The sequence below is a fragment of the Ruminococcus sp. AF17-1AC genome (assembly GCF_003461385.1).
GTDB lineage: Bacteria > Bacillota > Clostridia > Oscillospirales > Ruminococcaceae > Hominimerdicola > Hominimerdicola aceti.
Genome location: NZ_QTWZ01000030.1, coordinates 1 through 12,507, shown reverse-complemented (window position 1 = coordinate 12,507; position 12,507 = coordinate 1). Strand labels below are relative to the sequence as shown.

Below are 12,507 nucleotides of genomic sequence, written 5' to 3'. Positions count from 1 at the left end.
TGCGTGAGGTCGTTATGCAAGCTTCTCAAAAAGCTTGCTATTTTTTTTGCTCTATGTGGACCATTAGCTCAGTTGGTTAGAGCAACCGGCTCATAACCGGTGGGTCCGGGGTTCGAGTCCCTGATGGTCCACCACATTTTTTTATCTAGGGGTATAGCTCAGTTGGTAGAGCAGCGGTCTCCAAAACCGCGTGCCGAGGGTTCGAATCCTTCTGCCCCTGCCAGAGTGTTTTCTAAGTCGTAGACGTTTTGTCTGCGGCTTTTTTTTGTTTATCTGCTACAAATTTTGCAGTATCAATTTGTATAAAAATACAATTTATTGGCAAATTATAAATAAAACTATTGACAAAATTATGATGTTGATTTAAGATATAAGTGTACACGAAAAACATCATATTTTGACATTAAGCAATAACGGTATTCATATCTGTTTTGTTTTAATTGGTATATTAGGTCGCTTTTTGATGTTTATCAAAAGGTGGCTTTTTTATTTATATGGTAAAAGGAGTGGCAGATTTGAATGAGTTGGATTTTGACTTGATGGTACGATTGATAGCATGTGGGCTGTATGAGAAACGGCAGTGCAACGATAAGTATAGTTACAGTAGCAAGCTTTTTGCTGGGATAAATAGGCTTGCAGCTTTGGCGGCTTTGAATGAGCAATATGATATGCTTTCAGATCTCCATGAATGTGCTTTTATTGAGAATTATGCTGTGAAGTCCGTGAAAACGTGGTTTGAGGGGTGGAATAGTGATTTTGTCAAAATAGTGGAAAAGTTTGATCTTTATCATACAAATGCGCTGATAGAGTTAAGTGAAAACCACAGATATACTCTTACTGATGATTGCGTTGATCTTATTTCTGATTCAGAGAAAGATTACGTAAATGACTTGGAGCAGCGTTACATTTATACTCTTTTGACTAATCTTTCCAACGAGTTGTATGTGGCTGTGCGTCGGTTTATTGTGGAAAATCCAATTTGCGCTGATGAAAAAATTGGTGAATTTAAAATGGAGCATTGTCAAGACTTTAAGATGATAAATAAGATATTCTCGGAAACCTACGAAAATGTTCCAAACGGGAGTTATGTTTGTCCGAAATGCGGCTGGACTATGACTTTTTATGGTTCGCAGGCACAGTGCTGTAACAAAAGTTGTTTGAAAAATATACCGAAAAAAGATGATTTGAAGCCATTGAGATTTCAGGACGGCAATTGGCGGCTTAGGCATGGTGTTATGAGATATATGTGTTTGCCTGGGCAGTTGGAGTTGAAAATACAGAAAATTGCAGAAAAATGTGGTTGTGGGGCGGAGCTTTGGCCTGACAGAGATAAGTATGATGTAAAGATAACTTTGCCTGACGGGCAGGTTTGGGCTATTGACGCAAAGACCCACAGAAACCCTTATATGCTGAAAAAGAGCATTGAAAATGACTATGATTTTACTCATACTAAGGCACAAAAAGTCTTTTATGTTGTGTCTGACGATTGTTTGACGGATTATCCTGATTATTGCAAGATATGCAATGATGCGTTAGCAAGCAGTTTTCCTGATTCAATTGCTAAATGCGTTTCCATGAGAATTTTTTCAAAAGAGCTGAAAGGAGAGGTGGAAGATGTCAAGCTTAGAAACTATCAAAAGAAGTCTTAGAAATTATATTCCAACTTCTGTGAATCTTGATGATTTCATCAAGGCAGAAATGACCCTTGCTCTTTTGGAAAAATGCAAGCCCGAGGGCGACCCCACAAAGGCGTATCTTCTGCTTCATAATTACAGCCTTTTGGGCGAGGTAGTTTGCGATGAAACTGCTTTTCTGCTTCAAAAAGCTCACAGACTTTTACATTCTTGCAGTTCAAAGATGAATTGGGCAAAGGTTCTTGAAAATTACCGCAATGCTCAGCCTGAGTTTTGCTTGTATATTTTTACAGAGGAAATCGAAAAGGGCAGCAAGGTCTTGAAATTTGCCCGAAACACTGAGCTGGCAGTTGAGCCTGACCGTGCGGACGTTTACTTTGAATATATCAGAAAACACAAGGAAGAAAAGCATTTTGGATACGCAAAAGGTGGAAAATACAGCTACAGCATTAAGGACAAGACAAGCTCCACTGTGTATAGCGCTGACGTTGAGATACCTGACTGCACGCCGCAAATGCCTATAAGTCCTCCGCCTAAGAAAACCAGAAAAAAGATAAGTGTTTCTACAGATGAGTTGCTTGCAAGTGCGGCTGAAATGGCTGAGAAAAAACCTGATGATTATTGCTATTCTATACTCAAAAGCAACACCCTAAAAGCTGTCACGGAGGGCAATGTTAAGAGTGCAAACAGGCTTGAGATCGACAAGATAACAAACCTTGTTGGCATGGTCGGCTCAGGAAAATCCACTCTTATGAAAGTGCTGTCTTATCACCTTGCAAAGGCTGATAAAAAGGTCGTTCTTGTGCTTGACACTGTTTCAAGTGTGATGGAGATGTGTTCTTATTTATCTCAGTTTGGAGTTAGTGTCTCACCTGTGATAGGCAGGAGCGGACGTGAAAAATACATCGATCAGGTGGCGAAAGCTCATGAAAAATATTTGCAAAATGAGTATTCTAAGTATCTCACTGCCCCTTGTATTATCGACGGCATGGCAAAAAATAAGAGCGACAAAAGTTCTGTTCCAATGTTTGGAAACGAGCCGTGCAGGTCGCTTATGAAAAATAAAAAGCACTATAATTGCCCTTATATGGATATTTGCCCTGCGGTGAGAATGTACCGAGATGTTTATACGTCAAATGTTATCGTGACCACTGTGCAGGGGCTTGCGGCAATAAGGCTTCTTGGGGATAACAAGCTGTTTTTGGAATATGTGCTGGAGCAAGCCGACCTTGTGGTATTTGATGAATGTGACAAGGTGCAAAAAACACTTGACGAGTTTTTCACACCGTCAGCAAGCTTTGATAAGTTTAGGCAGAATGCGGCGGCTTTGTGCAGTGAAGCAATGAACAAGGAAACGGAAGCTCTTGATGGCATGGAGAAAAATGAATCGGGATATATCCGTAAACTTATGAGTTCTTTAGGAGTCTGCATGGCGGTGAGAGAAGCCATAAGTGCTTATGGTGGCACATGGCGAACGATACTTAGCAGGACGTTTTCAGCAGAAATATTGTATCAGGCAATTTGCAGAGAAAACCAGAAAAATAAACACATATCTGACAAATCACTTGAGCATATGCGGCGTGTGACTATTGGATTGGATCATGACAAAGACATTGAGCATATATTAAAATTTGCCTTGTCGGAAGATGATTTAAAGATTTTTTCTTCCGATATAAGCGATTGGCTCACGGACAATAACTGTAAGCCTGACAAAACTTTTTCTGACCATATCAAGCTTTATCTTGTGGTGGCGGCATTCGATAATTACATCAGGGAGATAAGCGATTCCTATTTGTTTTTACCGTATGAGCGGAAAACACAGCAGGAGCTTACTGACTTTTTGTCTACACGTTTTACCGCACAGCAGAAAATTCTCCCTTCATCTGCAATGGGTAATCTTTTCGGCATGAAGAACGACCCGCAAAAGGGGCTTATTCTTTACCGTCAATACGCATTCGGACGTGCGCTTATGGACCGTATGCCTTGGCTTCGGCTCACGGATAAGGGTCAGCCCGCAGGACCTAATGTGCTGCTGCTTTCAGGTTCAAGCTGGGCGGACGGCTGTTTGCAATATCATGTCAATGTGCCTGTGAAGTATCTTCTTGAAGCAGAGGAGTGGATGCGCAGGAAGATAGCGGAGTCGAAAATGATAGACCTTGGAACGGCTATAAGAGTTTCAGGCAGTGGCAGTGAAGAACGTGAAGAAAATCTTACAGAGGTCATAAAAAAGATAATGGGGACAATAGAAGCAGAGCTTCGCTCTGAGGGAAAACTGCTTATGATAGTGAACAGTTACAGTGAAGCACAAACTGCGGCAAATTATCTCAACAGACTTTTATTGAATGGAAAGAAAGCAGCGTGTATGAGCAGGGAAGCAGATGAATTTGACGAGAACATGATACTCAGGAGCGAGATAGCAGACTTTTCAGATCATTCGGCTGATATAATGGTAGCCCCTGCGCAGGCGATAGAGCGAGGTTATAACATTGTTGACAAGGACGGTCATTCGGCGTTTGGAAGCGTATTTTTTTTGGTGCGCCCAATGGAAGTTCCTGACGAGATATCTTCAAAATGCACAAAGCTAAACGGCTATCTTGAAAGGCACTGTGTTCTGTCGGGGAAGAAAAACGCTTTTGACAGGGCGGCAAAGCTTCGCAGTGAAGCCACAAGACAATGGTCGCTCATGGAACGTCAGGGGAAAATGCAGTTAAGCTCCCTTGACCCTGTGATGAAGCTTGACGTAACGGCAAGCTTGTTTGTGCTTATTTTGCAGATATTCGGACGGCTTTGCAGGATAACGGACGAGAGCAAGCCTGCACCGAGAGTTTATTTTGCAGACGGAGCTTTTCGCCGTTCTGAGAAAAATACTGCGGGCTATGACCTACTAAACGAGCTTATAGATTATCTTGACAGCATGATTGACAACAAAGAAACGGGAAAGATAGCTGAAACGCTTTATCAGCCGTTTTATGAAGCATTCAAAAAAGGAGTTGAAAAAAATGAATTCGCCGATATATTCGATGACATTTATTCCGAAGAAGAGGAATTTTAAGCTGTATTATCTTGCTTTTCCAAAGCCTTGGAAAGAACTGCTTATACAGTTGCAAGTTTCTGCCTACAAAAAATACGATCCGGAGTATTATATGAAGCTGTTCGGCTTGAAAGCATGCCTGAACGGGTGGCTTGACGAAGTTGTAAACGTGGGCAACATGAAAGCAAATTCTGATGACAGCAGGTGGTTCGTGTCTTTGAACGAGCCTGATGTTCATAAGATATGCAAGATAATGAAAATATGGGTCACGGCAGAATATGAGCTGAATGATAAGGCGACCTCGGAAACAAAGGCGATAGCAGAAAAGTTTAAAAGCGAGATAGACCCTGATGTGCTGAGATATGGTATCTCCTCGGAAGAAGTATGCCTTTTCAACGAGGACGGCACTGCGGCGGTGGACTATGCTTTTGACACCTTTGCGCTGTATGTGGCGAACTATCTTAATGGAAAGACCATACCCCTTTTCGGTCAGGAGCTTACGTTCAGCAATTGTGGCTTAAAAAAGCTTGTTAGCCAGCCTATAGAATATAAGGGTCAATATTATTCCTACGGGCTTGAATTTTCAGTTCAGACAACTCCGCCTCAGCGTGAGTGTATGCTTCTTGTTTTTCCAAGCGTGAAACGCTTTGTTTCAAATGCTTGGAAAAAGAAGATATATCTTGAAGAGAACATAAACGCTCTTGTGAAAATGTCTGAAAATAAATACAGAGTTATGAAAATGAAGCAGCAGCAAAAAAATATTGATAAAGAAAAGACAGAATATTTTCGTGATTGGAACTATGCTGACATAAACTGCTATGGATTGTATCATAATAACTCAAAATTTCCTGCGGCGGACGAGGTGCTTAAACACCCTGAAGATTATGTGGGCAAAAATGCTATGCCGCAGATACTTTTGCCTTATAAATTCGGCATGGATTTCACTAATATGAATATCGGCACGGGCGTGTCAGTAAAGGAAAAATGTGAGTTTTATCATCAATTGACGCCGCTTCTGAAAGATATCGCAGAGCCTATGGGCGAGGTGCAGTCTGTGGGTGCGGTGCATTATAATAAACCTGATAAAAAGAAATTTGAGGCGGCTGATATCCAGAAAATGCGCAGAGAAAGGCTGAAAGTCTGCACGGGCAGGGATAAGATCACTCTCGAGATATACGGTCATGACAGCGATGAGCCTTTGAAAAACGCTATTATGGAGGATATCTGCCAGTATTTTGGCGACACGGACGGCTCAGATGTGAAAATAGAGATAGAAAAGCGCAGTATAGGCTCTCTTGGGGATATGATGAACGGCAAAAGCTATGAAGACCACCTTTTGCGCATAAAAAGGGTGCAGGAAAGCGTTGAGAAGTCGGCTGAGATAAAGGGCGCGGTGGTTATCCTGAAAAACACTTCTGAGGAAAAGGGCGACCCGAAAGCCGCACTGAGGGCAGGTTTTGCGGACACAAACCGCCTTACGCAGTTTATTGTCCCTGATGTTTTAGATGAGAAAGCTAAGGATAAGCCTTCAAAAAGCAGGATACATGGAGCGGTTCTGGATATTTTCAGACAGTTTGGATACACGGAATTTGCTGACAACAGGAACACAGTGAAAAATCCTGCCTGCGCCGCTGATGTGATAGGTGTGTATGCTTATCAGACTTTAAGACCTTTGTGGGCGGCTGAAAGCAAATCGCCAGTGTTGACGGCTAAGTGCCTGCCTGCGTATGTGACTTTCAACGCACGAAGCGGACAGGTAAAAGCCGAGTGCGGTCTGTTTGATGAAAGAGAGCTTTCTTATCCCGAAGCGCTTATTGCTTTTTCAAAGCTTTCAAGAAAGGACGATTTTGTAGACAAGTGCAATAAAGTCGCAAGGGGTGGATTTGTCACTAAGCTTTTGGGCTTGAGAGCTCTTTATAAGGAAAGCGACGGACTTGTGCTTGTTTCTTGCAATGGTTTGACAAGAAATTTGTGGCATGGAATATCTGACACGAGCATTTCAGGCTATAACATGAAAAAGCCTTTTGTTCCTGAGAAAATTAAGATAGGAAATTCTATCTCTGAAAGGACGGAAGCTTTTACAGACTCTCATCTTAGAATTATCCGTCTTAGAGAGGGCGTAAGCACTTTGGAAGTGCCTGATTATTATACTGAAATAAATGCAAAGGGCGATTTTACTCGTGCTTCAGGCATTTATCGTCATAAAGATGTTTTTTGGGGAATTGACCTTTGTCCAAACAATTTTGAGTTTAAGGACAGCTATAAAAAATGCAGGGCTGACAATCCAAAGCTGAACTTTGACGAATGCGCTCTTATGGAGTATTATCCTTTACAGCTTAGGGGGGAGGACGACCCTAAGCAGTGGGTGGGATATGCAAATCTATTGAGAGAGCTTATGCCTGAAAATCCTTCTAGGCAAGCTGTCCGCCTGCCTGCGCCGTTGCACCTCGCCAAACTCATGAGCGAATATTTTCTCCTTTGCGACAAAGAAAAATAGTCTTATTTACCTCAAACGGGAACATAATAGGATATAATAAAAGCAGTACCGAAATGCTTGGCACTGCTTCTAAGAAAGGAAATCCATATGATATACAAAATAACCTTGTTTGACGCCAACTGTCCCTCATGCACAAGCGGCACAGCTTCGTTTTTTACTGAGGATATCGACGAATTTGAACACAATTTTTTTTCTGATGAAAATGTGGAATCGAACCAGCTTGAAGCGCAGAAACAACGCTATTTCCGCAGTAAGGCAGGGGAAATTGTCACCGACTATTACTCCGATGCCCCTGAGCTGAACATTTTTCAGTATGCAGAATATGGCACTATCGAAAAGCGAAAGACTTTTCATTACAAGGACAAGACCTTTGAGCTTCACAACGGATATTTAATTCCTTGTCCTATATACGCCGCAGAAGCTATTGTAGAGCTGGCGCAGATAGCGTTTAAAAAGAACCCTGATGAGGAGGGCGAAAAGTATCTTGCGGCAAGATATTCACTGAGGGGAGTGTGCTGTGTGGGTTCTTATTCGGATAAGTTCTCGGATTGTACCCCTTATGGAAATCCTATTATCAAGACCTGCTATCCTGAAGATCTGCCGTACAAAGGTGAAAAAGAAATCTATTCTGATTGCAAACTGTCAACATTTGCATGGGTGGAGCTGTATCAAAACTGTTTCAAGGGCGACCATGTCAACGGCTATGAGATAGAAGAGCCTACAGAAGAACAGCTTGCGTGGATAATGCGTGATATTCCAGGGGAGGCAGGCTAGTCTGCAGTGATGACACTGCCTATATCAATGTCGTTTTCTCTGAGATATCGGTCAGCTATTTTCAACCATTTTTGTGTGCCGTTAGAGCTTTCGATCAAAACACTGCACATGAGTTCGCTGTCCTCCGGTATACCCTCGCAGCCGTAATCCTCTTCACTTATGTCTATAACTTTGTATTTCATGCTTTCAAGACCTTTCCGGTGTGATATTGGTGATACTATAATTATAGCACGGCATTAATTTTTTTCAAGAGAAATATACTAAGCACGGCACATGACCGTGCTTTTTTGTTAGGTCGATTGTTAATAAAATGTAAAATATCTCTACAACCTGTTGACTTAGAGCTAACTCCAGGTGGTACAATATAAGTAAGCTAAAGCTAAGAAAAATTATAAGTAAAACAGGAGGAAATGAAAATGTATCTTGAAAAAATAAACTCACCTGCTGACGTTAAAAAGCTCACTGTTGATGAAATGACAGCGCTGGCTGAGGAAATGAGAAAGGCTCTGCTTTTCAGGCTCAGCAAGCATGGTGGACATTTTGGCCCTAACTTCGGCATGGTGGAAGCCACTATCGCAATGCACTATGTTTTTGAGTCCCCTAAGGACAAGATAGTTTTTGACGTTTCACATCAAAGCTATCCACATAAAATGCTCACAGGCAGAAAGGAGTCCTACCTTGACGCTGACAAGTTCGATGATATCTCAGGCTACACAAACCCGGAGGAGAGCGAGCATGACTTTTTTACGGTTGGCCATACTTCCACTTCTGTGAGCCTTGCAAGCGGTCTTGCAAAGGCTAGAGATCTCAAGGGCGAGGAGGGCAATGTTATCGCTGTTATCGGCGACGGCTCTCTCAGCGGTGGCGAAGCTCTGGAGGGTATCGACTTTGCAGGGGAAATGGATACAAACTTCATAATCGTTGTGAACGATAACGATATGTCTATCGCTGAAAACCACGGCGGTATGTACAGAAATCTCAAGCTTCTCCGTGATACCGAGGGCAAGGCTGAATGTAACCTTTTCAAGGCAATGGGTCTTGACTATGTTTTCGTTAAGGACGGCAACGATATCCCTTCGCTTATTGAGGCTTTTGAGGGCGTAAAGGACAGCAAAAAGCCTGTTGCCGTTCATATTGTAACACAAAAGGGCAAGGGCTATGCTCCTGCGGAAAAAGATAAGGAAACATGGCACTGGCATATGCCGTTCGACCCTGAAACAGGCAAGTCCCTTTACAATTCTGAGGGCGAGGATTACGGAACTGTTACCTGCAATTATCTTCTTGAGAAAATGCAGGCTGACAAGTCCGTGTGTGCTATAACCTCCGCTACTCCGACGGTTTTCGGCTTCACTCCTGATGTCAGAAAGAAAGCAGGCAAGCAGTTTATGGACGTGGGAATTGCGGAGGAACACGCAGTGGCACTTGCCTCAGGTATAGCAAAGAACGGTGGAAAGCCTTTCTACGGTGTTTACAGCTCGTTCTTACAGCGTACCTACGACCAGCTTTCTCAGGACGTTTGCATAAATAAAAGTCCTGTTACAATAGCTGTTTTTGCGGCTTCGGTTTACGGCATGAGTGACGTTACTCACCTTGGAATTTACGATATACCGATGATATCAAATATCCCTGAGCTTGTTTATCTTGCACCTGTTACAAAGGAAGAATATCTTGCAATGCTGGATTGGTCCCTTGAACAGAACGAACACCCTGTTGCAATAAGAGTTCCTGCAAGCCTTGTTTCAGACGGCAAGCCTTTCACAAAGGATCTTTCAAAGCTCAACAAGTATGAGATGACACAGAAGGGAAGTCAGGTGGCTGTTATCGCACTTGGCTCGTTCTACGGCATGGGTGTTGAAGCCGCAAAGCTTATCGAAGAAAAAACAGGTGTCAAGGCTACTGTAATAAACCCATACTACATCACAGGCATTGACAAGGAAATGCTTGAAAGCCTCAAGGCTGACCACAAGACCATTATCACTCTTGAGGACGGTGTTCTTGAGGGTGGCTTTGGCGAGAAGATAGCAAGATTTTACGGTGACAGCGATGTAAAGACCCTTTGCTTTGGTCTTGAAAAGAAGTTCTATGACCGCTATGACCCTGCCGAGGTGCTGAAAGAAAATCATCTTACCCCTGAGCAGATAGCTGAGGACGTTATAAAAACTCTTTGATAAATATTTTGTCATTAAGGAGCTTGCTTTGGCAGGCTCTTTTTTCTTGATTAAAAATGCAAATCGTGATATACTATAATAAGTTTAGAAACATCAAGGAGAGAGAAAAAATGCTATTTAGTGAAGAAGCTATCGGCTTTTTGTTTGAAAATCATACGAGAGATAGTAAGGAATGGTTCAAGGAGCATAAGGCGGATTATCACAGGCTCATAGAAGAGCCTTTTGCGGAGCTTATTACTGCGCTCACGCCTATAATGAACGATATTGACAGCAGGATAGTATGCAACCCGAAAAAGATTTCAAGGCTTTACAAAGACGCACGTTACAACAAGGGCGGACCGATATTCAGAGAGAGCGTGTGGTGTTCTTTGAAATGCCAGCGTGACAAAAGCGAATATCACCCCATGCCTGAGTTTTATTTCTATATCTCTACCCATGGTTTCGGCTATGGTTGTGGATATTACAAAACCGACAGAGAAAGCATGGACGAAATGAGGGCGATGATACTTGTAGGGGCGCAGGAATATAAAAAGGCTTACAAGGCGCTGAAAGACAACAGCAAGTTCGTTTTGTTCGGTGACGAGTATAAGCGTGACCATTTTCCAAATGCCAGCCGTGAGGACGCTTTGTGGCTCAATAAAAAGGATATCGGTGTAAGTTTTGACAGTGAAGACCCTAAGCTGCTTTTCAACGTGAACTTGTTGGACACTGTATGCAGTGACCTTTCTTCTCTTGGAGATGTATACAGATTTTTTATGAGGGCGGAGGATAATATTTTGCAGAAAAAAGTAAAATAGCGGAGAAATTGTGTCTTGTTTGAGAATGCTTTCTGACAATTTTGTGTAAAACGCTATAAATTTTCTGGTTGTTTTATTGAAATATACAATTTATATGCTATTTGTTCAAAGAAATATTGACAGTGAATTGATTATATGTTATACTTTTATTATCCGAGGCACCGATGAAGTAAGGTGTATACTATGGGTGGATAAAAAATTATAAAGACAAGACGTTTGAAATCTCTTTAAACGGTGTTGTCATGAAGGGGATCAGTGTGTGCGGCAGGCTTTTTATAGAATTACCTGCGGTGCAGCAAAAAGAGTGATAAAAAAATGCTCTCCGAGGTTTTCGGAAAGCATTGCAGAGCGTAGCTTATTTATCTTTTCACAGCCTGTGCAGCGAAATGCTGACAGGTCTTTTTGTTTATATGGATATGTTTGCTTAGGCTGACTTTAAATATGATATGTAATTCTGTCGGCAAAGATAGTTATAAGCGGCAGAGTTACAGCACTGAGAATAGTGGTGACTGTAAATATCTCTGAGGCTGTTTTAGGGTCCTTGTCAATGTTTACAGCGAACATTGTGCACATGGTCGCTGCAGGGCAGGCGGCGGCTATGGTAACTGTCATAAGAACTATCGGAGGAGGATTAAGTATCCACGCTGCAAGGAAGCCTGCAACAGGGAGTATTATGAGTTTGCACAGTGAAACGTAGTAGATACGGCGGTTTTGAAGGGCTTTCAAAACGTTGGTCTGTGCGGCTGTTGCACCTGCTATCACCATGGCGATAGGTGTGTTCATATCTGCTATGTACTGCAAAGCTGTTGCAGGAACTTTCGGCAGTCTGATATTTGTAAGATAGCAAATAAGACCGACCACAACGGCTATAACTGACGGTGAGATAAGGGCTTTCACAAGAGAAGAAAAGTCACGCTCGCCTTTCATTGTCATAAGTCCGTGCGTCCAGATAAGGACGTTGAAGAACGTAAGATACGCTGTAAGATACAAAACGCCTTCTGAGCCGTAAATGCCGTTTATAAGGGGTATGCACATGAATGCACAGTTTGAATATATTGACGAAACACGCTCCACCGCAAGGTCGGGAGTCTTTTTTCTTATAAGAACATAGGTGAGCAAAATGGTCACTGCATAGGATATCGCTGACAGCAGAAAAGACCACAGCAGACCATGCACAAGGCTCTTGTCATATTTTGACTGATAGGACATGAATATAAGCACAGGATTGATTATATTCAGTGCGAATGAGGACAACTGTTTTGTACCGTCCTTTGTGATTATCCCTTTTAAATAGCAAAATGCGCCTACAATAAGGATAATGAACATTATTATTATTTGGTTTCCGATTATCAGACCTGCTTCCATTTTTACTTCCTCTTTCACATATATTTTTCTTCTTTAGGTGTTCTTTCGTCAGAATACCCAAATATTATACCAGACTTTTGTGAAAAAAGCATGAACTCACAGTATACATTGATAGGTGATTTTTGTGTTTTTTATGTGCGTAAATAAGGTAAAAAAGCAAATAACGCACCGATCTTTACACTCTGCCTTATGTAGGTTTGTCAATCATATTGGACACTATTATTAAGAAATTCGATAGGCG

The 12,507-nt window shown here is 42.0% G+C and carries 8 protein-coding genes and 2 tRNA genes; 8 read left to right on the top strand and 2 right to left on the bottom strand.

Annotation, left to right across the window (positions count from 1 at the left end; translation table 11 throughout):
• The first annotated feature begins 57 nt into the window (after positions 1 to 57).
• The 6 genes from DWW81_RS12600 (at position 58) to DWW81_RS12575 (ending at position 7,936) form a co-directional block, all read left to right on the top strand.
• Positions 58 to 134: transfer RNA gene (locus DWW81_RS12600), tRNA-Ile, on the top strand.
• Positions 135 to 147: 13 nt separating this feature from the next.
• A tRNA-Trp gene (locus tag DWW81_RS12595) sits at positions 148 to 223 on the top strand.
• Positions 224 to 515: 292 nt separating this feature from the next.
• Complete coding sequence (locus DWW81_RS12590; protein ID WP_147339003.1) at positions 516 to 1,649, top strand: hypothetical protein; 1,134 nt, start codon at positions 516 to 518, stop codon at positions 1,647 to 1,649.
• Positions 1,615 to 4,686 (top strand): hypothetical protein, encoded by a 3,072-nt coding sequence (locus DWW81_RS12585; RefSeq protein WP_117898112.1) that lies wholly within the window; start codon positions 1,615 to 1,617, stop codon positions 4,684 to 4,686. The genes DWW81_RS12590 and DWW81_RS12585 overlap by 35 nt, the downstream gene beginning before the upstream one ends.
• Positions 4,634 to 7,162 (top strand): DUF3962 domain-containing protein, encoded by a 2,529-nt coding sequence (locus DWW81_RS12580; RefSeq protein ID WP_181982750.1) that lies wholly within the window; start codon positions 4,634 to 4,636, stop codon positions 7,160 to 7,162. The genes DWW81_RS12585 and DWW81_RS12580 overlap by 53 nt, the downstream gene beginning before the upstream one ends.
• A gap of 87 nt (positions 7,163 to 7,249) precedes the next feature.
• Positions 7,250 to 7,936, top strand: coding sequence for a hypothetical protein (locus tag DWW81_RS12575; protein WP_117898114.1), 687 nt, complete (start codon positions 7,250 to 7,252; stop codon positions 7,934 to 7,936).
• Here DWW81_RS12575 and DWW81_RS12570 read toward each other — a convergent pair.
• Entirely contained in the window at positions 7,933 to 8,118 is a 186-nt protein-coding gene (locus DWW81_RS12570; protein WP_117898115.1) for a hypothetical protein, read from the bottom strand. The two genes, DWW81_RS12575 and DWW81_RS12570, sit on opposite strands and share 4 nt — an antisense overlap.
• A gap of 234 nt (positions 8,119 to 8,352) precedes the next feature.
• Between DWW81_RS12570 and DWW81_RS12565 the strand changes: the two genes are divergently transcribed.
• Positions 8,353 to 10,104, top strand: coding sequence for a 1-deoxy-D-xylulose-5-phosphate synthase (locus DWW81_RS12565; RefSeq protein WP_117898116.1), 1,752 nt, complete (start codon positions 8,353 to 8,355; stop codon positions 10,102 to 10,104).
• 110 nt (positions 10,105 to 10,214) lie between these two features.
• Positions 10,215 to 10,901, top strand: coding sequence for a DUF2461 domain-containing protein (locus DWW81_RS12560; RefSeq protein WP_117928256.1), 687 nt, complete (start codon positions 10,215 to 10,217; stop codon positions 10,899 to 10,901).
• A 435-nt stretch (positions 10,902 to 11,336) separates the two neighbouring features.
• On the opposite strand, the gene DWW81_RS12555 is transcribed toward DWW81_RS12560, so the two are convergent.
• Entirely contained in the window at positions 11,337 to 12,284 is a 948-nt protein-coding gene (locus tag DWW81_RS12555) for an AEC family transporter (RefSeq protein WP_243004749.1), read from the bottom strand.
• Positions 12,285 to 12,507: the final 223 nt, after the last annotated feature.

Coding starts and splice junctions, on each gene's coding strand:
- DWW81_RS12560 (WP_117928256.1), top strand. CDS start 10,215: ATGCTATTTAGTGAAGAAGCTATCGGCTTTTTGTTTGAAAATCATACG.
- DWW81_RS12580 (WP_181982750.1), top strand. CDS start 4,634: ATGAATTCGCCGATATATTCGATGACATTTATTCCGAAGAAGAGGAAT.
- DWW81_RS12575 (WP_117898114.1), top strand. CDS start 7,250: ATGATATACAAAATAACCTTGTTTGACGCCAACTGTCCCTCATGCACA.
- DWW81_RS12565 (WP_117898116.1), top strand. CDS start 8,353: ATGTATCTTGAAAAAATAAACTCACCTGCTGACGTTAAAAAGCTCACT.
- DWW81_RS12570 (WP_117898115.1), bottom strand. CDS start 8,118: ATGAAATACAAAGTTATAGACATAAGTGAAGAGGATTACGGCTGCGAG.
- DWW81_RS12585 (WP_117898112.1), top strand. CDS start 1,615: ATGTCAAGCTTAGAAACTATCAAAAGAAGTCTTAGAAATTATATTCCA.